This window comes from Capnocytophaga leadbetteri (genome assembly GCF_003054025.1).
Taxonomy (GTDB): Bacteria; Bacteroidota; Bacteroidia; order Flavobacteriales; family Flavobacteriaceae; genus Capnocytophaga; species Capnocytophaga leadbetteri.
In genome coordinates, this window is record NZ_QBKG01000013.1 from 19,211 (window position 1) to 41,498 (window position 22,288).

Here is a 22,288-nt window from a genome sequence, read left to right on the forward strand (position 1 = left end):
TATATGAAAAAGATATATATATTAGCAATGACTGTAGCACTAACTACAGCTTGCCAAAAAGAAAAAGCACTCGATACCGAAAAGAGTGTAATCGAAGAGCCAGCAGCTCATACCAAAAATAATATTGAGCAGTATATATATGATAGTATCCAAAAACCTTATAATGTAGGAGTACTTTATAAGTTTGTAGATAATGATTTCAGCAACGAAAATCAAAAAAAGTATCTTTATCCCGCTACCGAAAGCAATGTTATACCCATACTCAAAAAGCTAAAAAGAATATGGATAGACCCTTACAACAGAATAGCAGGCGAAGACTTTATCAAAGGCGCTGCTCCTCGGCAAATATCTCTTGTCGGTAGCTGGTTAGTAAATGAGGAGAATGGTACTATCACCTTAGGTTTTGCCGATAGCGGTATGAAGATAGCCCTTTTTGGGGTAGATAAAATAGACCTAACCGACCGCGATAGAGTGCGCGAGTACTTCCATACTGTGCACCACGAATATTGCCACATCATCAATCAGAAAAAGCCTTATAGTGATGAGTTCGCTAAGATTACCCCTACAGGCTACACGGCTGTGTGGAACAACCATACTGATGCCGAAGCCTTAGAATTAGGGTTCATCAGCGCTTACGCTCGTGCTAATAACATCGAGGACTTTGCCGAGATGACCGCTCATATGCTTATAATGGGCAAAACTGCTTGGGATACCAAAATAAACGCTATCACCAGTGCAACTGCAAAAGAATCTTTGCGCAAAAAAGAGGCATTCGTAGTGAATTATTTCAAAAGCGAATGGAATATCGATTTCTATGAACTACAAGCTGAAGTACAACGTAAAATACAACAGTAATGACTATGAAAAAATTATTATTCCTTTCTATACTCGTTCTTTTAGTCAGTTGCCAAAAGAACGAACCTAACGATGTCTTTGGCAAAACGCCCTCTGAGCGTTTTGAGCAAAGCCAAAGCGAATTGCGCGCTGCCCTTACGGCACCTCAGCAAGGGTGGAAGTTAGCCTATGCCACCAATAAAGAGAAGTTCGGTACTTTCAATGTCCTAATGAAGTTCTCTGCCGAAGGCACCGTCACTATGACCTCTGATATAGGGGGTAGCTACACCCCTACCAATAGCCAGTACACCATACAAGAAGCACAAGGTACCCTATTGGTATTTTCAACCTATAACCATATTCATAAGCTGGGCGACCCTCAAAACCCAAGCGATTTGAATGGTAAAGGCTTAGAGGGCGAATTCCAATTCATCTACTACGGCAAAGAAGGCGACAAACTCAAGTTCCGTACCCAGCGAAAAGATACCGAACAGTTTGTGTATTTCGAGCCTGCTACTGCCAATGATTGGGCTAATGTAGAAACGTGGGGCGAAAATATCAACCTCATCGAAGACAATGCCGATAATTATTTCTTTACCGTTAGCAATACCGCTACCAGTACAGGCTATGAAATGAGCTTTGCACACCGCTTCCTAACGTTAAAATCAATTACAGGGAATGAAACAGTAAAAGCCAATGTGGTGCCTACCGATAACGGAATCGCTTTTGAGCCGGCTCTTAGCCTTCTCGGCAAAAACTTCACCGGTTTAGTCAGAGATAACAGCACAAACCCTCCTACCTATAAGGCTACTGTCGAGGGTACTACTGCCAAGCTAAGCTATTCATTAGTGCCACCTCAAGAGCTTATAAACGATGATTATAAGCATATTAACACCAGCATATCAGGTTTAGTGATAGTGCCAAACCCTATGGTAAACCATCCTTTGATGTCTGATACGTTCAAAGAACTTCTCGAGCTCGGAGGGGGTAAAACCTTCGCCATCTTTAGATTAGATTTCGAAGATGACGGCACTTGCTCTATACAAGTAGGATACAAGTTCGACGGCGATAGCAGAAACTCTTGGATTTACCTCGATTGTAACTATGAGCTTAACAACAAACGCTTGTATTTAAACAATCCTACCCCTCTAAACGTACAAAACAGTTGGAGACGAACTCAAAATGCAGCTATTCTTGCCAAAGGTAGAGTTCTAATACAAAAAATATTAGACCTCGGGGCTGGAGGCTTCTATGTGAAGAGTAGTGGTACCTACTCAGGCTATAAACTCTACAGATTACAAAGTTTTAGCGCCCCTGAGTACATCGCACCATTCCTCGGTATAGATAAATAATAGCTTTTATAACCTTAAAAAATTATTGCTATGAAAAAAATACTATTCTTAGCTGCACTTACCCTACTGGCAAGTTGCCAAAAAAACGATGACGACACCTCTCAAGATGAGGACAGAAAAGAGCAAAATAAAGCCTTACAAAACGAGCTTACTAGCAATAAAGACGGCTGGAAACTCACCTATATAGCCGAAGATGGTTCTACAGGGGGCTATCAGTTTTTGATGAAGTTTGGCGATGACGGTACCGTTACTATGACCTCCGACATCTCATCAACTACTACCCCTACAGCTACTAGCTACAGCACCCAAGAAAAAAATGGGGCTCTTGTATTAAGCTTTATAGGGCAAAACTACCTCCACCAATTAGCCGATGCCATCAAAGGCAACGCCGCTAATGGTTTATCGGGCAAGGTATACCAATTTCAATACGCAGGCAAAGAGGGCAACAACCTCAAGTTTCTAAACCTATTGAAGAGCAGCAAACCTACCCTTGTTTTCGAGCCCGCTACCGCTAATGATTGGTCAAATATTGATACTTTCGTTGCTAACCTCAACCCTATAACAAAACTTACTGACTATTACTATCTAAAGGTAACAACGGCCACACAGTCAGTTACCTATTACAATGTGAGTTTTGATAGCAGAGTCTTAGCCCTAAAGGATACTAACATCAAAGCCCCTGTAGCAGCTACTCAAGAAGGTATCGCTTTCTTAAGCCCTCTTACTATCGAAGGCAAGAGCTTCACCTCGCTTACCCGCAGTGGGGGTACCGTTACTCCTACCTACAGTGCTACAGTCGATGGGGTTACCGCCAGCTTATTCTTTTCTTCAATAAGCCCAGAGTTCTTAAGTTCTAATGATTACAGAGATATCAATACAAGCATCGAAGGATTGTCTATAATGACGCAACACTTCAAAAACAATAAGTTTATGTCTAAAACTTTCTATGAAGATGTTTTAAAGGTAAATAACAGCATCGACTTGTTTATGCTTAAAATCAACTTCGTAGATGCAGGAGAATGCGAAATACAAATAGGTCATATTTTCGCCGGAAGCGGTTTCTCTATCATTCAAGTAAATTGCGAATATGAGTTGAAAAACAATCGTCTTTACCTCAAAAACTTAGATAGCCGATTAAGATCAAGCAATGCCACTGCTTGGAATGACGCAAAGAATGCTGCCGTTTTAGAGAAAGCAAAACGCGCGTTAGGGGCTGTATACAGCTTGGGCGTACAAGGCTACTATATCAAGAAAAAAGATATAGTTATCGAACCTCTTACCGACAACCCTGTATATTACCTACAAAGCCACGAGTATCCTTTGTATACCTTCCCTGCTTGGGGAGTACCTCTATAGCATATTTACACTATGAAGAAGATTTTATTTTTATTTTTTTTAGCAACCTTTGTTAGCTGCCAGAAGAACGAACCCGAAGACCTCTTTGGCAAAACACCTGCTGAACGTTTTGAGCAAAACAAAAACGAACTCCTTGCAGCCCTTACTGCCTCTGAGCAAGGGTGGAAGCTCTCCTATTTTACTAATAGCGAAACATTCGGGGGCTATACCTTACTGATGAAGTTCGACCGAAACGGAAGGGTCGAAATGACCTCCGATATAGGCGAAGAGTTCACCTCTACCCAAAGTCAATATACTATACAAGAGGCGCAAGGCACCCTATTGGTATTCTCTACCTATAACCATATCCATAAGTTGGCTGACCCTCAAAACCCAAGCGATTTGAATGGTAAGGGTTTAGAAGGCGAATTTCAGTTCATCTACTACGGCAAAGAGGGCAATAAGCTCAAGTTCCGTACCCAGCGCAAAGATACCGAACAGTTCGTGTATTTCGAACCTGCTACCGCCCAAGAGTGGAGTACTATGCAAAACCTTTGGGGAAGCATAGAGGCTTTAGAGAGCGAACCCATTAGGCACTATTTCAAAGTAACCGCTAATGGCAATGTCGAGAATTACAGCCTATCACTATCGCATAGGTATCTAACCCTTACCTCTACAAGCAATAGCGGCAAAGTGCTAAAAACAGGCGTACTCCCTACTACTGAAGGACTCAAATTCAATCCTCCATTAGAGATTGAAGGCAAGACTTTCACCGAATTGCCTTGGGACAATAATGCCTCACCTGCGCGCTATATTGCTACCGTCGAGAACGTTACTGCTGAGATAAGGTTCACCCGTAACCCTACCCCCGATCAGCTCAGCAACGACTATGCCGAGCTCAACAATATCAGCCAGTTAGTGCTGCTCAACAGCTATGTAAAAGAGGCGCCACAAACCTCTGACCTATTCTATAACACCGTGTTCAAAATCGATGATACTAAGTCTTTTAGCCGCATCGACATCATTTTCCAAAGGGGAATTTGCGGTATCTTTGTAGAATACAATTTTAATGGTACAGCAGCAAGTCTTTATTCGGTATCTACCTTTTCCCTAAGAGACAAACGCCTCTTTATCGACACCCCGCTAAGAGACCTAAGCTCAAGCAATATGGCTATTTGGCAAGCTGCCGAAAACAGTGCTATTTACGCCAAAGCTCAGCAAGCCATCTATGCTATCTTAGCCCTTAGCCGCAACGGACTGTATGTGAAGAACCTACAAACCAAATATGGTAACAGATTCGACACCTACCTATTCCAAAGTTATAGCTTACCTATCAAGTTCCCTGCTATTGCAGTTCCTAACAGATAATCTTTTAAACCTTATTCAAAATGAAGAAAATACTTACCTTTTTATGCGCTGCAGCCCTTGTAGCTTGCGGCAAAGACGATAAAGGAGGAGAGAACCCCACTCCTACCCCCCACTATGACAATCTAAGCGTGGCTACCAATACGGTTAGTTTCACTACCCTTAGCAGCACCCAGTCGGTAGGCATTACCGCAGGTTCAGGTAGCTATACCGCCACCACGGCACTACCTATCGTTAGTCTAGAGGTGGTAAGCAATACGCTACAGCTCACCAGCGTAGCCACCGGCACTACTACCGTAACCGTAGTCGATACCAAGAGCCAGCAAAAAGCTGAAATAACAGTAAGCGTAAAAGCACTCTATAGTGTTGAGAGTGAAACCATCACCCACTCCGATCGCCACAATTTTGCTGACGACACCCATTTGGTGCTTACAGGTGTAAAAGCCGTAGGCGACAACGTGTTCAAAGGTTTTGGCGAGTTTATCTCTGTCACTACCAAAGGCGTAGAGACTTTTGGCAATAATGCTTTTCATAGCTGCCAACAGGTAGAGTACATCAACCTAGAGGGAGTAAAGAGTATCGGTATAGGAGCCTTTCAGTCTAATGCTTCAGTCAAAACAGTTACTATCACAGGGGTAGAGGGCAGTCCGCTAAAGATAGGCAAAGAAGCCTTTGCTAATTGTGCCGAACTAAAGAGCGTTAGCCTACCTGTTCAAACTACTGAGATAGGAGCTAGTGCCTTTAACTTTTGTCGTCAGTTAGCAAGCCTACGTATCGCCGCTACAGAGCCTCCAAAAGTATTCCGCAACACCTTCCCTAGTAAAGTAGCAGGCGCTAACCGAGTGCTATACGTCCCTAAAGGAAGCAAAGCCAAATACGAAGCTGTAGCCTTTTGGAAAGACAAATTCAGCAGCATCGAAGAAACCGATTTTTAAATACAAAATCCAACAGACCAAAGACGAAGCCATACTTTTAGCTTCGTCTTTTTTTTGCCTCTCGCATTTCGTCTTTTGTCTTTAGTTTCTCGTCTTTAGAATATTTTTCTTTCACCCCTCCCCTATACAAACAATATAGGAAGGATATAGGAACGATACAGGAAGACTGAAGAATAACCGAAAAAACCACCCAAGTACAAACGTCTACTAATCCGCCTCAAAGCAGAAAAATATACTACGCACAGCATTTCACTTTCTCCCCTTTGATAATTTTTTTATTGAATTATTATTTGCCAATTCATTTTTATTTTGTATCTTTGTAGGGCAAAAAACAATTGCACCATTCTAATAACTAACAACCAATTATGAACGAAGTTTCTTTAATAGGCTATCACGGAACAGATTTTGCTAATACTCATACAATACTTAGTGACAATTACCAAATATCAGAAGGAGATACACACTGGTTGGGAGATGGCGTTTACTTTTTCGTAGAAAGTGTGCTTACTAATGCCGAAAAAGCCATTGAGCTCGCTGAAAAATGGGCTATTGCCCAGTCTTGGGATAACGATACTAAAAAGTATAAGTATAACCAATATACCGTTATGGCCTCTAAAATAGAGGTAAAAGAAGAAAACTTTTTAGACTTAACCACTGCCGATGGCATAAAAACATTACTTTATTTAGCAGAGAATTTTCTGCATTTGATAAAGAATGTGCAAAGAAATAGAAAAAGGGGATTAAAATTCTATGACGGACTTTTACTAAACTGGGCAAGAAAAGCTAACATCTTTTCTTTTGATGTAATAAAAGGTAATTTTTACATTAAATTTAAAAATGAAAGGGTTAATAAAATTGAACTTAGAACGTGCAACTGCACTATTTGTTCTGTTTACAACCCTCAAAAACACATTAAGTTCAACAAAATAATAAAAAAAGGAGCAATAGTATGAAATTTTCAGAAGTAAAAGAAATAATAGATAGATACTTCAGTCAAGCAGACCCCGAAGAGCTTTATAATTTAGCTCTTTCTTGCGGGTTTGAAGAAGTCGATATAGAAGAAGGTGATATGGAGGAAGACGATGTTAATAGAAGAATTGACGAAGTTGGTGACCTCCCTTATTACCGCAAAATAAGCGAAGACCATAGCAAACTCTTAGCAAGCTAATAACTAACGACTAATAACTAAAAAAAACTAATATGAAACAAAGAGTCCCCGTATCACAGATTATGAGCAAGGAGCTTATCACCCTTACTCCTACGCAATCGCTTTACGATGCCGAACGCCTTTTCAAGAAGCACAACATTCGCCACATTCCAGTAGTCGAAGGCGATAAAATAATAGGCATTGTTAGCTATTCCGACCTTTTGCGCATCAGTTTTGCTGATATGACTGACGGCGAAGACGAAGTAACCTCAGTAGTGTACGATATGTACACCATACCACAGATAATGGCTAAAACTCCTCTGACGGTAGCCGCCGATACCTCTATCAAAGAAGTAGCCGAAATCCTTGCCAAACAGAGCTTCCACTCTATACCCGTAGTCGAGAATGGAAAACTCGTAGGCTTAGTCACCACCACCGACCTTATCAAATATTTATTAGAACAATACTAAAAAATTGATGAACGAGCTTACCCTACACTTAGACGTCAACCCGCAGCTTTTTTATGGCGAAGACGATACCAATATCAACCATATACGTACCCTCTTCCCTAAACTCAAAATAGTAGCCCGAGGCACCAAACTTATCGCTTTTGGCGAAGAGCACCTTTTAGCTGACTTTCAACAGCAACTCGAAAAACTCATAGCCTACACCACTAAGTACAATCGCCTCGACCACCGAGCTATTGATAGTATCCTATCGACCACCGAGAGTGAAAATAGCGAAAAAGAAAGCGAAACCGACATTATTGTGCACGGAGTAAACGGCAAAGTAATACGCCCGCAAACCAAAAACCAAGTCAAATTGGTCAGTCTAATGCACAAAAACGATATGGTTTTTGCCATAGGACCAGCCGGTACGGGCAAGACCTACGTAGGGGTAGCCTTGGCGGTAAAAGCGCTAAAAGAAAAACAAGTAAAACGGATTATCCTAACCCGTCCTGCAGTAGAGGCGGGCGAGAATTTAGGCTTCCTCCCTGGCGACCTAAAAGAAAAACTCGACCCCTATATGCAGCCCCTTTACGATGCTTTGCGCGATATGATACCTCACGAAAAGCTCAACGCCTTCATCGAAGCTGGCATTATCGAAATTGCGCCCCTTGCCTTTATGCGCGGACGTACGCTCGACAATGCTTTCGTAATACTCGATGAAGCGCAAAACACCACCCACGCCCAGATGAAAATGTTCCTTACCCGTATGGGGCGCAATGCCAAGTTTATGATTACGGGCGACCCTGGGCAGGTAGACTTACCGCGCAAAGTATCATCAGGTCTCAAAGAGGCAATGCTCATACTGCAAAATGTAAAAGGAATTGCCTTCCTACATTTAGACGATAAAGATGTGGTGCGTCACCCTTTAGTACGTAGTATCATCGATGCTTATAAAACAGCTGAAAACAATCAATAATATTGATATAATAATTTTTTCTTTCGTTATGCTTGCTTTTTATAAAAAAAGCGCTATCTTTGCGCTCGGAAAGAAAAATTAAAGAAAATCAATGTTATGGATTTAATTCTAAGTGTACTACCTATTGTACTACTTATTTACCTAATGGTAAAGCGCAATGCTTTGCCCTCATACGTAGCCTTGCCACTAATTGCGGGCTTAGTATACATTATTCACCTTACTTATTTTGACGGCTCGTTTTTAGAATTAAATGCTAACTTTATATCAGCTATTATTTCGGTAATGACCCCTATTACCGTTATTTTTGGGGCGGTACTTTTCAATAGAATGATGGAAATGACAGGAGCAATGGACGTATTGCGCCGTTGGTTGGGTAATATCAGCCCAAATCCTGTAGCCCAACTGATGATTATAGGCTGGGCATTCGCCTTTATGATTGAAGGGGCAAGTGGTTTTGGTACACCTGCCGCTATTGCAGCCCCCCTATTAGTGGGCTTAGGTTTCAAACCGCTACAAGTAGCTATTTTGGCGCTTATTATGAACTCTGTGCCAGTATCATTTGGGGCAGTAGGTACCCCCACTTGGTTCGGCTTTGGCGAGCTTATTAACAAAGGGTATATAAACGACGGGCAGCTGTCAGAAATCGGGCAGATTACCTCAGTAGTGCATTTGTTCGCTTCGCTAATAATACCTATATTAGCTTTGCGCGTTATCGTATCGTGGCAACAAATACGCCAGAACTTATTGTTTATCATCATCAGCATACTAGCTTGTACATTGCCTTATGTAGCCATCGCGTGGTTTAACTACGAGTTCCCTTCTTTAGTAGGAGGGGCTATAGGGCTATTCATCTCAGTAGGCGTAGCTAGCAAAGGCATTGGGCTATCAAAAGTAAAAGAAGAGAGCGAGGTACATCAAGAAAAAGTGAGTACTCCTCAGTTGCTAAAAGCCCTCTTCCCTACTGCCTCGCTTATTATTATTTTGGCTATCACGCGCATTCAGCAATTGCCATTCAAAGCTATGCTCAATGATAGTTCAGAGCTTTTCAGCCTCCATTTAGGTTACCTTGGTAACTTCCACCTCAGCAAAGGACTTATCTTCTCACTCACCGATATTTTCACCACCACACAAGCGGCAAGCTATAAGATGTTGTACGTACCAGCACTTATTCCTTTCGTTATCACGGTGCTTATTTCTATCCCTATTTTCTCTCTGAAGTGGAAGAACACTCAGAGTCTATTCACAGCCAGCTTCAAGCAAGTACAAAAACCATTTTTAGCCTTAGTAGGGGCACTTATTATGGTGAATGTGATGCTAATGGGGGGTGAGAACTCAATGGTGCAAATCATAGGTAGAGGGTTAGCCAGTGCTACAGGCGAGTATTGGACGATGTTTGCCTCTTACCTCGGAGCCATAGGGGCATTTTTCTCAGGTTCTAATACCGTATCCAACCTTACTTTCGGGGCAGTGCAGTACTCTGTAGCCAATGCTACAGGCATATCAGTACCGCTTATTTTAGCCCTACAATCAGTAGGAGGAGCTATGGGTAATATGGTGTGTATCAATAATATCATAGCCGTTTGCTCAGTATTGGGCATAGACAAGGCCGAAGGACGCATCATTAAAACCACGGCAGTACCGATGTTCATCTACGGGGTGATAGCCGCCCTAGTAGCCTACTTAGTCATTCCTCTATTATTCTAAATATTTTATTAACAACAAAGAAAGCGTTGCTCTGTGATAGAAGCAACGCTTTTATTTTTATTTTGTTATTTACTAAAAAAGTAGTACCTTTGTCCTTTGTAAAAGGCAACATAATTTTGAAGTTTTTGGACAGAGTTATGTGAAATGTCATATTATCTCAGGAAATACAACAAGAGATATACTTCGGAAAATAGGATATATCAAGAGTCCTTATTTTGAAGAGATAAAGAAAAAAGTTATTAAGGCTATTTTTTAATGAATATGGCAAAAACAAGATATTTTATCGTGATACTATGGGTAGCTTTTTCTTTTGCAATGCGAGCCCAAACCAAAGTTATCGACCTGAAAAGCGATGAAGTAAAACAATTCCCTTTATGCGAAAATGCTAATCTTACTTACGAAAAAGGAGAAGATAAACGCCTGTTTGCCAATTGTATTGATAGAAAAGTAATGCTTGCTTTCTCATACCCAAAAGAGGCTATAGAGAAAAACATTCAAGGTAAGGTATTAGTCCATTACCTCATTGACAAGAATGGCAAGATTATTGTAGAAAAGGTAGAAGGAGAAGCTATCTTGGCAGCTGAAGGCAGACGCATCTTTGAATCCTTGCCAACATTTAGCCCTGCTAAAAATCATAACAACGAACCCATAGCCGTAAAGGGCATATACCCTATCAATTTTAAATTGCAACAATAATATTTAATTTGGTAAATTATGAACGCAAATGCACAATATATTAAAGATGCTCAAGGGAATGATATCTTAGCCGTTATTCCCATAGAAGCCTATAATGAATGGCGTTTTGAAAAAGCCGATTTAAATAACACTCAAGAGATTACTGACTGGCAAAAAGAGATTTTAGATGAAAGTCTAAGAGAATTAGAACTTACTGATGAAGCAGAAGATTGGGATGTATTGAAATTTAAAATCAAACAGAGATATGGCTTCTGATACATTCAAAATCAGTAAAAAAGCAGAGGAAAATCTGTTGAAAATATTAGATTATTATACTGATATTGATGAAACTCTTGCTAAACGTTTCTTTGAAGAAATTAGCAAGTGTTTTGAATATATAAGAGACAACCCTTATCTATTTGCTAAGCGATATAAAGAAATTAGAGTTTGTTTTACTAAAGTATTCCCTTATGGCATCTTTTATATAGTAAGGATAACTCCTAAAAGAAAAATTACAGCGATTACAATAATAAACATTCTACATACAAGTAGAAGAGTGAGGTATAAAGAATAAAAACCGTGAGTAAAGAACATTTAAAACAATTAGAAGCTGAAAGTATTTATATAATGCGCGAAGTAGCAGCGCAGTTCGAGCGTCCTGCCCTACTGTTTAGTGGCGGAAAAGACTCTATTACCCTTGTACACTTGGCTATCAAAGCCTTTGCCCCAATGAAAATACCTTTCCCTTTGGTGCATATCGATACAGGGCATAACTTCCCTGAAGCACTACAATACCGCGATGCTTTGGCCAAACGTATAGGAGCCGAGCTTATTGTACGCCAAGTAGAAGACACTATTAAAGCTAAAGGACTGACAGAGCCCAAAGGCAAGTTTGCTTCGCGCAATTGGCTCCAAACCCATACATTATTAGATACCATCGAAGAATTTCACTTCGATGCCTGCATAGGGGGTGCCCGCCGCGATGAAGAAAAAGCACGTGCCAAAGAACGTTTCTTTTCCGTAAGAGACGAGTTCGGTCAGTGGGATCCTAAGCTACAACGCCCTGAGCTGTGGAACATCTACAACGGACGCATACAGAAAGGCGAAAACGTACGTGTATTCCCTATCTCTAACTGGACAGAGTTGGACGTATGGAGCTATATCGAGCAGGAAAATATCGAACTTCCTTCTATCTATTTTGCCCACAACCGCGAGGTTATTGAGCACGAAGGCAGACTAATAGCAGTATCCCCTTTTATACAAATAGATGAGAGTGATACTATCCTTACCAAGCGCGTACGCTACCGTACTGTAGGCGATATGACTTGTACAGCGGCTGTAGAGAGCAATGCCGCTACCCTACAAGAGGTAGTTTCCGAAATCACAGCCTCTCGCATTTCAGAGCGTGGCGAAACCCGTATAGACGACAAAGTAACAGAAGCCGCTATGGAAGACCGCAAAAAAGGCGGATATTTTTAAAGAGTATAGAAAACAAATAAAACGTTATACCAATGAAAAAGATTAAACTATTATTGTGGAGCACCGTAGTAGTTACACTTAGCGCTTGCAGCAGTTCCTCTCCAGAAGCCTTAGAAGGCAGTTGGCAGCTAACCCATATCGATGGCAAACCCGCTGCTACGGGTACCGTATTACAACTAAACCTAAAGGACAAAAAGGTAAATGGCAATGACGGCTGCAATACCTTTATGGGTATGATTGAAAAAGCTACGGACAAGGAGCTTATTTTAAGTGACTTGGCAACCTCTCTAATGTTATGCGAAAATATGGAGCAACCTGACTTATTTCACGCTGAAATACAAAAGGTAAAAGCTTACCATATAACACAAAAACAATTAGTGCTCTTAGATGCACAAGGACAAGAGCTTTTAACATTTGAAAAAAGTACCCAAAGATAAAGATAATAATCTTAATCTTTGATAATGTTGAATTAGTAGTATGTACTTAACTTAACGAAATACGGGTAATACCCGTATTTCGTTTACTATAAATATGGTTGATAAGTAAATCTAACTGGAACTTATCTACTACTATCATCAGTTCGGGTTCTTCACAGTCGAGTTTGCACTCTTTCATTAAATAGTCACGGTAGTCTATAGCAGTGGTTTTGCTTGGGGGTACTAGTATGGCTTTGAAACCTTCGTTTTGTATCTGTAGCAGCTTTCTCAATAGGTAGATTACACTTGTAGCAGTAGTGGCATAACTCGCACTATTTACCGCTAAAGCCAATAGCAGTTGCGAATATTGACAGCTCGCGTATGCCATCGTTGCCTGCAAGGTGAGAGGGGTTAAGACCTAAATTGAGGAAACTTTATTGTTCACTCATCCTTCGCTTGAGCTATATAATTCTACACAGATATTTTCTTGTTTGTTTGGTTTAATTGACAAGATATCCTTATATTTGCTGCCGAAAAACACATACTTATGAAGTATTTATATCTGTTTTTAGCTTTTTTATGCATATCACAAGGGCAAGCGCAGCTCAAAAGTTACCATTATCGTCAGGAGCTACAAGGGGTGCAACCCAACCATTGGCATCAGCTTTCCCTACCGAGTACCGTCTTTCAGCACTTAGAGAGCGGCTATGACGACCTGCGTATTTATGGCGTATCGGCTACCGACACTATCGAGGTGCCCTATAGTATCGATAAGACTAACTATATCAATACTGAGTCGCGCACTTCATATACCGATAGTGTAGCCCAAAAGCTATCAGTGCCTTTCAATGTACAACAGCTCAAAAAAGAGAAGCAAACCCTTATCAGCATTGCGCTACCCCATACGTTGCGGCTCTCCAAAATAGCTTTTACTATCAATGCCAACTACGATTATTTCAGAAAAGTAAAAGTGCTCAAACGCTATAGCTCTTCGCAAGAAAGTGACCCTTATTATGAGGACAGTACCTTGCTTTTCTCTGATGTGCTCAGCTCTAAAACGCCCAATGCGTTCTACTTCCGCACCCAACTCATTAAATATATACAGATAATTATTGATAATGCTGATAATCAGCCCCTACCTATAGATGAGATAGTAGTCAGTGCAGTGCCTTATACCCTCAAGGCGCGCTTTGGTAGTGCCGACTATACCTATTATTTGGCTTATGGCAAAATGGGAGACTACGCTCCTGTGTACGACATCACCTATTTCCCTAAAGATATTCCTACCCACCCTACTAGTGTCACTTTTGGCAAAATCACCGACCAGCAATCTCTTGCTACAGTCCCTCATACGGCTACCCCTACTACTCAAAAGACAGACAACAAACAGTTGCTTTGGTGGGTAATGGGCGGCATAGTAGTCCTTATTTTTATTTTTGCTACGAAAATGATAAAATCGCGTTAATTATCAATTCTTAGTTGTTTATTGTCAATTTTTTTGTATTTTTGCCGGACGTTTTTACCAAGAACATTCATAAGAACAGATGACTCCTATATATAATCAACTATTAATTCCTTTTATCACAGCGATGGCATTGGCTATCACTATGGGGGGGAGTGGTACAGCACCTGCATTCTCGGCTGCTTACGGGGCTAATGTTATCCGCAAGTCGATTATCCCAGGGTTATTTGGTATAGTAGTGTTTGTAGGGGCGTTTTTGGCAGGCAAAAAGACAGCAGGCACTATGGGTAGTGGCATTTTGCCATCGGAGTATATGACCTTTATGGTCGTATCGATTGCCTTGTTTTCTATAGCTGTTACAATGCTGATTTCTAATATATCAGGCATACCACAGTCTACCAGCCAAGCTGCCGTATTAGCTTTGGCAGCCCCTGCGGTATATTTCGGTAAGCTCGATACGCAAGTGCTTTTTGCTGAGATTATCCCTGCGTGGTTCATACTGCCTGTTATATCCTATTTTTTGAGTTATTTCTGCGGAAAATACATCTACCAGCCTATGCGGCGACGCGGACTTACCATACAGCGCGCTCAGAATGAGAACAGAAAGCATATTTGGGATATAGTGTTAGTGGTGATGGCTGTCTACGTATCATTTGCGATAGGGGCTAATAACGTAGCCAATGCGGCAGGCCCTCTCTACACGATGACTATCAACGAGCTCAACATACGCGAGAGCGACCATATAGTTATACTGATGCTTGCCACTCTTGTAGTAGCACCTTGTTTTGGTATAGGGGCATCGCTTTTCGGACATAAAATATTAAAGAACACTGGTAAAGAGATTATTCTTTTTGGTAAGTTCGAAGCGGTAATTATCGCTTTTATATCGGGTAGCTTACTGCTTCTGGCATCACTCATCAAAGGGATACCTACCTCTTTGGTACAGGTGAATGTAGCAGCTATATTGGGGATAGGTGTTGCCAAAATGGGGCATAAAAATATATTCAGAAAAACGCAAGTGAAGCGCTTTTTCACTATGTGGATGATAGCCCCTATTATCTCTTTTTTCTTGTCGCTATTGCTCATTTTTTTGGCTGATATGCTCAAAATGCTCTAATAGAAGACTTAAAGAATTGTTAAAATGTAGCGTATTTTGCTTTAGTTACTCAAGAAAAATGCGAGGCAAAATATAATTGTATATAGCTGATTTACAGCCGTATAAAACAAAGTTTGTAAAAAAATAATATTAAATATAGCGTTAAAATAGTGAAAGGAAGATACTATATTAAAAAAAAGTAGTATCTTGCGCCCGAATTTTTATGCTAACAAGTGTTTTTACTATGAAAAGAAGTTTATTAAAAGTTCCTGTTTGCTTGGCTCTTACTGGCTTGCTATTAGTAGGCTGTGGAGGCAAGAGTAAAGGTGATAAGAACATCTCTAGTGCGACTGGTTGGAAAATCAACGCCAAAGAGGGAGGGTTCCAGTATAATACTGACTTTAAAGACCAAGAAACAGGACCAGGACTTGTGTTGATAGAGGGAGGTACCTTTACAATGGGGCAAGTGCAAGACAACGTAATGCACGATTGGAACAACATTCCTACCCAACAACACGTACAGTCTTTCTATATGGACGAAACCGAAGTAACCAATAAGATGTATATGGAGTACCTCGATTGGTTAAAACGCGTTTTTCCTCCAGAAGAAGAGCAATATAAGAACATCTATAAAGGTGCTCTTCCTGATACATTGGTATGGAGAAGCCCTCTAAGTGCTAACGAAGCAATGGTGGCTAACTATTTGCGTCACCCTGCTTTTGCTGAATATCCTGTAGTAGGGGTAAATTGGGTACAAGCAGTGCAATTTAGTGCTTGGCGTACTGACCGTGTGAACGAGGCTATCCTTTCACGCGATGGTTACCTTGCTAAAGATGCTCGCTACCAAGTAGATGCTACTAGTACTTTTAGCACAGATACTTACCTAAACACTCCTTCACAAACCTATGGTGGTAAAATACAAGGAGAAATGGGAGGTAAAAAAGCTAGTGGTAAAGACGGACAAATGACTTATGCTAAGCAAACAAGTGGTATCTTACTACCTGAGTACCGACTTCCTACTGAAGCTGAGTGGGAATACGCAGCCAAGGCTCTAAATGGTATCCGCGAATACAACTCACTACAAGGTCGTAAAAAATATCCTTGGAATAGCCAATACACTCGCTCTACTCAACGTAGAACACGTGGTGAGCAAATGGCTAACTTCAAACAAGGTAAAGGTGACTACGGTGGATTAGCTGGTTGGTCTGATGATAAAGGTGATATAACAGTAGCTGTTAAAACTTATCCGCCCAATGACTTTGGTTTGTATGATATGGCTGGTAACGTAGCAGAATGGGTAGCTGACGTATATCGTCCTATCATAGATGATGAAATATCAGACTTCAACATCTATCGTGGTAACGTATATATGAAACACGCTATAGGCGAAGATGGTAAGCAAGTAGTAGTTACCCCTGAGACTATTAAATACGATACTCTTAGCAACGGAAAGATAATAGCTCGTAACCTTCCTGGTAACTTAGCTACTGTACCAGTAGATTCAAACGAAACTTACCTACGTTATAACTTTACGCACTCTGATAACCGTAGCTATAACGATGGTGATAAAGCCTCTACACGTAAGTTCCGCAACCAAAATGATTTAGGCTCTCCAGGTTCAGAGTATACTAACTCTATGTACAACGCTCCTAAACCTAAAAAACCAGGAACCGAGCTTAACGGTAAGGATTACGATACTTCTAACGACCGTACCTCACTTATTGATGATGAAGTACGTGTATTTAAAGGAGGTTCTTGGAGAGACCGCGCTTTCTGGATTGACCCAGCACAACGCCGTTACTTACCTCAGTATATTGCGACAGACTATATCGGATTCCGCAATGCTATGAGTCGTGTAGGTTCAAAATCTAAGACAAATCATCGTACTCCTCGTGGATAACGAATAAAAAATTGATACATAAAATTTGAAAACGCTGCAAAATGATTATATTTGCAGCGTTTTTTATAAATATAAAACACGAGAAATGAAAGAACTTTACCAGCGATTTATAGCTTCAGCAGGCGTTTGTACCGATACGCGCAAGATAGTTCCGAATAGTATTTACTTTGCGCTGAAAGGGGCTTCTTTTGATGGCAATACCTTTGCGGCAGAAGCATTAAATAAGGGGGCTGCATTAGCTGTGATTGATGACCCTGCCTATCAGATAGATGAGAGAACTCTATTAGTGCCCGATACGCTTTTAGCACTTCAAGAGTTGGCTAACTATCACCGTCGAACACTCAAAACCCTCATCATAGGTATAACGGGTAGTAATGGCAAAACTACTACTAAAGAGCTCATTAAGTCAGTGTTGAGCGAGGCAATGCAGGTAGTGGCTACTGAAGGTAACCTTAATAATGCTATAGGGGTACCGCTAACCTTGCTCTCTATCAAACCTGAAACCGATATAGCTATTGTGGAAATGGGCGCTAACCACCCACACGAGATAGCAGACCTTTGCCGTATTGCTGAACCTGACTATGGGTATATCACTAGCATAGGCAAGGCACATTTAGAAGGCTTTGGCTCTTTTGAAGGTGTCATCAAAACAAAAGCAGAACTGTACGACTACCTAAAGGCACACCAAAAGACTATCATTTATAATGCAGGCGACACCTTGCAGCAGTCATTAGTAGAGGGCTATGCCAATGTTTATAGTTTTGGCACAACCGATGAGGTGAATGTACCGGTAGCGTGCGTAGCAGTGCAGCCTGTGAGTATATGTTTTAGCGAGGGGGCAGTATTGCAAACGGAAGAACCAGCTACTAAAGACCTCCCTTATATAGATACAACTATCAAAGGTTTTTCAGGGGCAACAACAGCTGTTTCGCATCTTATGGGCAGTTATAATTTCAACAATATAGCAGCGGCTGTAGCTTTTGGGCGTTATTTCAGACTGCCTGCAACTGCAATTAAACGAGGGGTAGAGAAGTATGTTCCTCATAATAATAGAAGTCAGTTAATGGTGTGGGGTACTAATACGCTACTGCTCGATGCCTATAATGCTAACCCTAGCAGTATGGCAGCGGCTATACATAATGTACTGACGATGCCTAACTTCACTAAGAAAGTGCTTATTTTGGGCGATATGTTCGAATTAGGCGACTATGCTGCTGCTGAACACCAACAGATAGTAGATAGTATCACCCCTCACCAATGGGAAGGCGTTTATTTAGTAGGTCAGCATTTTGCACAAACTAAGAGTCCCTATGCGCAGTATGAAACTTTTGAGGCATTTCAAGAAGCATTTAAGCAACTCACTTTTACCGATAGCCTCATCCTCATCAAAGGCTCAAGAGGAATGGCTCTTGAACGGTTAATAACAAATGGTTAATTACAGATAACAAAAAAAGGCTGTCCGAAGTTTTGGACAGCCTTTTTTTATTGATAAATTTTACTGATTGTGTTTCTTGATATAGTCGATGATTCTTTCAGTTAGGTTGATATGGTCGAGACCGCTTACTCCGTGAGCGTGCATAGGGTAGAAAAACATCTCGATAAAGTCATTCTTGCTAATCGATTCTTTAGTAAGGCTCATTAGGTGTTGAGGCACTACTATATCATCTACACTACCGTGAATAAAAAGCAAAGGACGTTTAAGTCCGTCAAGGTATTTACCTACACGACTGTTTTCATACCCTTCTGGGTTTGTTTGAGGGGTATCCATATAGCGTTCGCCATACATTACTTCATAATATTTCCAGTCAGTAACGGCTCCCCCCGCCACAGCGGTGCGAAATACTTCAGGGTGACGAGTGAGTAGGCTCGAAGCCATAAACCCTCCAAAGCTCCAACCGTGTACTGCTATACGATTTGCATCGACATAAGGCAAGCTCTTCAGATAAGCTACTCCTGCCAACTGGTCTTTTATCTCATAATCTCCTAAATGGCGGTGTATAACGCTTTCAAAAGCAAAACCGCGATTTTCACTTCCTCTGTTGTCGAGAGTAAAGACAATATACTGGTCGTTTTGAGCAAAAGCTGATAACCATAGGTACGAACCTACTCCCCAAGAGTTTTTAACTTCCTGAGCGTGAGGGCCTCCATACACATATATAAGTACAGGGTATTTCTTCTGAGGGTCGAAGTTCTGAGGTTTGTGCATTTTGGCGTAGAGAGTAGTGCCATCGTCTGCTTTTAGGGTGAGTAGTTCAGGAGTGCCTATAGCAAAACCTTCTAACGGATTAGGAGCCGTTAGCAATCGTTTGGCACTTCCTTTTTCAGTATTGATAAGGTCGATATTCTTAGGGATGCTTATGCTCGAATAAGTGTCTAATAAGTATTTTCCGTCAGAGCTTAATTGCACTTTGTGTGTCCCAGCGGTAGTGGTGAGGGCTGTTATTTTCTTAGGATTTTTGAGGTTTATTTTTAGGCATTGTTTCTCGCGAGGGTCTGCCCCTGTTCCTACGATAAAGAAGTTTTCGCCTTTGCTGTCGAAACCTAAAATATCTTGTACCACCCAGCGGAAATGAGTGAGCTGTTTTATCAGTTTTCCATTGGTGTTATAATGATATACATTCATAAACCCGTCGCGCTCGCTAAGCCATAAAAACTCATCGTTAGAGGTAGGCAAGAAGACAGCTGGATTTTCTGGTTCTACCCATTTTGGGTTGCTTTCTTCAAAAATAGTATTCACTTTTTTACCTGTAGTAGCATCATAGCGGTTTAGGGCAAAGTGATTTTGCTCGCGGTTTATTTCAGCTAAAAGGAGGTACTTTTCATCAGGACTCCACGCGAGGTTAGTCAAGAAATGTTCATCTTTAGTATCAATATCTAAATAGATAAGTTTCTTAGTTTGCAGATTATACACCCCTACTGCGGCCTGTTCGCTACCTTGTCCTGCCATAGGATATTTGATAGCCTTGAGGGCAGCAGGGGTAGTGGTAATATCTACCAAAGGATAGTCGGCAACGCGACTTTCATCTTTCTGATAAAAAGCTAACAAAGAGCCTTTAGGCGAGAAGAAAGTACCTTTTTGGATGCCAAATTCATTTCTATGGATAACCCCTCCAGCAACGATATTGGGGTCAGTAAAGGCAGTAATAGCTATTTTAGGGTTTGTTTCGTTAGCTATATACAGATTGTTTTTCAGAGTATAAGCTATAGATTTGCTTTTAGGATCGTAGTCATTGTTTGCAGCCCCTTCAGGCAGACTGATTTCAGCTATAGTCTGTTGGGTGTGATAGTTATATCGCTGGTATTTATTATCAACTGCTAACACAACTTCATCTTTATCAATATACTCAATAGAAGAGTAAGGTGCTGCCCCGAAAGAGGTTATTTTTTTACCCTGCACATCGAAGACTTCGTAAGCAGTATCGCTGGCATAGAGATAGTGCTGAGTGCCATTCACCCATTGTAGATATCTAAGGGTTTCGGGTAAAAGACTACGGTAACCCATTGGTTGGCTATCATCTCTGACAGCGTAATAGATAGCTTCAGCTACCGAAAGCGGGCGGTTTTGAGCCCAAAAGGGGAAAATAAGCAGCGAAAATAAGGCTGCCGACAGTAATTTTTTCATAATGATAAACTGTTAATTAACAGAGGCAAAGGTACGTAAAAGATATTATTATGCAAAAAAAATATAAATAAAATTTGCACATATCAAATATTAGTATTACTTTTGCGCCGTCTTAAAAGATAAAGACAGGGTCTCATAGCTCAGCTGGTTAGAGCATCTGACTCATAATCAGAGGGTCGTTGGTTCGAGCCCAACTGGGACCACCATAAGGGGTAAAGAAAAGGCTATCGCAAATATGCGATAGCCTTTTTTAATTAGTGTTTTGCCTACTTTTCTTCGTTCATTGTTCGCTTATTGTTCGCTTATTGTTCGCTCATCCTTCGCTTATCCTTCGGTGAGGTAGTCAATTTACTGATTTGCTTATTTGCTAACTTCTAACTACATTTGCGGCACTTTTAAGAAACTTAAAAAATGAACTTAACACCTGATTTAGAAAAACGATATACCACCGAACAGCAGTCAGCCCTTGAGGCACAACGTTTGGCTCAGCAGATTGCGTTTGCTCCTATTGCGTTTCAAGTGTCGCGGTTAATGGTAAAACTCGGCGTTTTTAGTGTCTTATCAGAAACTTCTGAAGGGCTCACTCTCACCCAAATAGCTGAAGCTACTAAGTTGAGTGCTTATGCGGTGCAAATACTCTTAGAAGCCTCTTTATCAATAGGCACAGTGATAGTGCACAATGACCGCTTTTTGCTAACCAAAGCAGGTTGGTTTTTACTGCGCGACAAGACTACGCAGGTGAATATGGACTTTGTGCAAGAGGTGTGCTACTTAGGGTTGAACCATTTAGAGGAGGCTCTTATAGAAGGCAAACCAGCAGGTCTAAAAGTCTTTGGTTCTTGGCCTACTATCTACGAAGGACTTTCAAAGTTGCCCGCTGAGGCACAACAGAAATGGTTTGCTTTTGACCATTATTATTCCGATTACTCTTTTGCCGATGCCCTAAATCTCATTTTCAAAGAGGAAGTGCATACCCTCTTAGATGTAGGTGGCAATACGGGACGCTTTGCGCTGTGCTGTGTTGATTTCAATCCTAAAGTGCAAGTGACCATTATGGATTTGCCCCAACAACTCAGCCTTATGCAAGAACATATAAAGGGCAAAAAAGGAGCAGACCGTATTTATGCTTACCCTGCTAATCTACTAGACCCTGCAGTGCCTTTCCCTACAGGTTTTGATGTGATATGGATGAGTCAGTTTTTAGACTGTTTTTCGCCTGAAGAGGTAACAAGCATACTAAAGCGTGCGGCGGCGGCGATGACTGCTGATAGTAGCTTGTATATACTCGAAGCCTATTGGGATAGGCAGCAGCACGAAACAGGAGCTTATTGTCTAACTCAGATAAGTGTGTACTTTACAGTTATGGCAAACGGCAATAGCAAGATGTACTACTCTCAAGATATGATAGATTGTGTAGAGAAAGCAGGATTAAAAGTAGAGGCTATTTATGACCACCTTGGTAGTGGTAATAGTCATACACTTTTTAAAGTGAAACGATAAGAAGATATATACATCTATTATTCTGATTATTAGTTAGTTAT

General features: G+C 41.0%; 22 protein-coding genes and 1 tRNA gene. 21 read left to right on the plus strand and 2 right to left on the minus strand.

The features are described from left to right. The first annotated feature begins 3 nt into the window (after window positions 1-3). The 15 genes from C8P65_RS09420 (at window position 4) to C8P65_RS09490 (ending at window position 12,688) form a co-directional block, all read left to right on the plus strand. Window positions 4-855 carry a zinc-binding metallopeptidase gene (locus C8P65_RS09420; RefSeq protein WP_107782585.1) on the plus strand — a complete coding sequence of 284 codons (852 nt, stop codon included), beginning with the start codon at window positions 4-6 and terminating at the stop codon, window positions 853-855. A gap of 5 nt (window positions 856-860) precedes the next feature. Then, window positions 861-2,186 carry a DUF4302 domain-containing protein gene (locus C8P65_RS09425; RefSeq protein WP_107782615.1) on the plus strand — a complete coding sequence of 442 codons (1,326 nt, stop codon included), beginning with the start codon at window positions 861-863 and terminating at the stop codon, window positions 2,184-2,186. 30 nt (window positions 2,187-2,216) lie between these two features. Then, on the plus strand, window positions 2,217-3,542 hold the full coding sequence (locus C8P65_RS09430) for a DUF4302 domain-containing protein (protein WP_107782586.1): 1,326 nt from the start codon (window positions 2,217-2,219) through the stop codon (window positions 3,540-3,542). 12 nt (window positions 3,543-3,554) lie between these two features. Next, window positions 3,555-4,889 (plus strand): DUF4302 domain-containing protein, encoded by a 1,335-nt coding sequence (locus tag C8P65_RS09435; protein WP_107782587.1) that lies wholly within the window; start codon window positions 3,555-3,557, stop codon window positions 4,887-4,889. 20 nt (window positions 4,890-4,909) lie between these two features. Further along, the gene (locus C8P65_RS09440) at window positions 4,910-5,821 is read left to right on the plus strand and encodes a leucine-rich repeat domain-containing protein (RefSeq protein WP_107782588.1); all 912 of its coding nucleotides are present in this window, start codon (window positions 4,910-4,912) and stop codon (window positions 5,819-5,821) included. A 365-nt stretch (window positions 5,822-6,186) separates the two neighbouring features. Continuing rightward, a complete protein-coding gene (locus tag C8P65_RS09445) occupies window positions 6,187-6,774 on the plus strand; it encodes a hypothetical protein (protein WP_107782589.1) in 588 nt (195 codons plus the stop codon). Beyond that, entirely contained in the window at window positions 6,771-6,989 is a 219-nt protein-coding gene (locus tag C8P65_RS09450) for a hypothetical protein (protein WP_107782590.1), read from the plus strand. Before C8P65_RS09445 ends, C8P65_RS09450 begins: the two co-directional genes overlap by 4 nt. A 32-nt stretch (window positions 6,990-7,021) precedes the next feature. Continuing rightward, window positions 7,022-7,438, plus strand: a complete 417-nt coding sequence (locus C8P65_RS09455; RefSeq protein ID WP_009390802.1) for a CBS domain-containing protein — start codon at window positions 7,022-7,024, stop codon at window positions 7,436-7,438. A 7-nt stretch (window positions 7,439-7,445) separates the two neighbouring features. After that, window positions 7,446-8,393 carry a PhoH family protein gene (locus C8P65_RS09460; RefSeq protein WP_107782591.1) on the plus strand — a complete coding sequence of 316 codons (948 nt, stop codon included), beginning with the start codon at window positions 7,446-7,448 and terminating at the stop codon, window positions 8,391-8,393. A 96-nt stretch (window positions 8,394-8,489) separates the two neighbouring features. Then, entirely contained in the window at window positions 8,490-10,097 is a 1,608-nt protein-coding gene (locus C8P65_RS09465) for an L-lactate permease (protein WP_107782592.1), read from the plus strand. Window positions 10,098-10,358: 261 nt separating this feature from the next. Then, window positions 10,359-10,793 carry an energy transducer TonB gene (locus C8P65_RS09470; RefSeq protein ID WP_170069096.1) on the plus strand — a complete coding sequence of 145 codons (435 nt, stop codon included), beginning with the start codon at window positions 10,359-10,361 and terminating at the stop codon, window positions 10,791-10,793. Between the two features lie 18 nt (window positions 10,794-10,811). Beyond that, window positions 10,812-11,048, plus strand: a complete 237-nt coding sequence (locus tag C8P65_RS09475; RefSeq protein ID WP_107782594.1) for a hypothetical protein — start codon at window positions 10,812-10,814, stop codon at window positions 11,046-11,048. After that, window positions 11,038-11,346 (plus strand): type II toxin-antitoxin system RelE/ParE family toxin, encoded by a 309-nt coding sequence (locus C8P65_RS09480; protein WP_095914068.1) that lies wholly within the window; start codon window positions 11,038-11,040, stop codon window positions 11,344-11,346. The genes C8P65_RS09475 and C8P65_RS09480 overlap by 11 nt, the downstream gene beginning before the upstream one ends. A 5-nt stretch (window positions 11,347-11,351) precedes the next feature. Next, window positions 11,352-12,251 carry a sulfate adenylyltransferase subunit CysD gene (cysD, locus tag C8P65_RS09485; RefSeq protein ID WP_107782595.1) on the plus strand — a complete coding sequence of 300 codons (900 nt, stop codon included), beginning with the start codon at window positions 11,352-11,354 and terminating at the stop codon, window positions 12,249-12,251. 32 nt (window positions 12,252-12,283) lie between these two features. Continuing rightward, window positions 12,284-12,688, plus strand: a complete 405-nt coding sequence (locus C8P65_RS09490) for an META domain-containing protein (RefSeq protein WP_107782596.1) — start codon at window positions 12,284-12,286, stop codon at window positions 12,686-12,688. Between the two features lie 46 nt (window positions 12,689-12,734). On the opposite strand, the gene C8P65_RS09495 is transcribed toward C8P65_RS09490, so the two are convergent. Then, window positions 12,735-13,055: a hypothetical protein gene (locus C8P65_RS09495; RefSeq protein ID WP_107782597.1), complete on the minus strand. Its 321-nt coding sequence runs from the start codon at window positions 13,053-13,055 to the stop codon at window positions 12,735-12,737. A gap of 159 nt (window positions 13,056-13,214) precedes the next feature. Between C8P65_RS09495 and C8P65_RS09500 the strand changes: the two genes are divergently transcribed. From C8P65_RS09500 to C8P65_RS09515, 4 genes are all read left to right on the plus strand, one after another. Then, window positions 13,215-14,132: a hypothetical protein gene (locus tag C8P65_RS09500; protein WP_107782598.1), complete on the plus strand. Its 918-nt coding sequence runs from the start codon at window positions 13,215-13,217 to the stop codon at window positions 14,130-14,132. A 79-nt stretch (window positions 14,133-14,211) separates the two neighbouring features. Further along, window positions 14,212-15,246 (plus strand): inorganic phosphate transporter, encoded by a 1,035-nt coding sequence (locus C8P65_RS09505; protein WP_009388362.1) that lies wholly within the window; start codon window positions 14,212-14,214, stop codon window positions 15,244-15,246. A 223-nt stretch (window positions 15,247-15,469) separates the two neighbouring features. After that, window positions 15,470-17,125 (plus strand): gliding motility lipoprotein GldJ, encoded by a 1,656-nt coding sequence (gene gldJ / locus C8P65_RS09510; RefSeq protein ID WP_462675678.1) that lies wholly within the window; start codon window positions 15,470-15,472, stop codon window positions 17,123-17,125. 85 nt (window positions 17,126-17,210) lie between these two features. Further along, on the plus strand, window positions 17,211-18,560 hold the full coding sequence (locus C8P65_RS09515) for a UDP-N-acetylmuramoyl-tripeptide--D-alanyl-D-alanine ligase (protein ID WP_107782600.1): 1,350 nt from the start codon (window positions 17,211-17,213) through the stop codon (window positions 18,558-18,560). Between the two features lie 60 nt (window positions 18,561-18,620). On the opposite strand, the gene C8P65_RS09520 is transcribed toward C8P65_RS09515, so the two are convergent. Continuing rightward, window positions 18,621-20,747 (minus strand): S9 family peptidase, encoded by a 2,127-nt coding sequence (locus C8P65_RS09520; RefSeq protein WP_107782601.1) that lies wholly within the window; start codon window positions 20,745-20,747, stop codon window positions 18,621-18,623. A gap of 129 nt (window positions 20,748-20,876) precedes the next feature. Here C8P65_RS09520 and C8P65_RS09525 point away from each other — a divergent pair. Together C8P65_RS09525 and C8P65_RS09530 are read left to right on the plus strand one after the other, a co-directional pair. After that, window positions 20,877-20,953: transfer RNA gene (locus tag C8P65_RS09525), tRNA-Ile, on the plus strand. A 205-nt stretch (window positions 20,954-21,158) separates the two neighbouring features. After that, window positions 21,159-22,247, plus strand: coding sequence for a FlxJ family methyltransferase (locus tag C8P65_RS09530; protein ID WP_107782602.1), 1,089 nt, complete (start codon window positions 21,159-21,161; stop codon window positions 22,245-22,247). The last annotated feature ends 41 nt before the right edge of the window (window positions 22,248-22,288 follow it).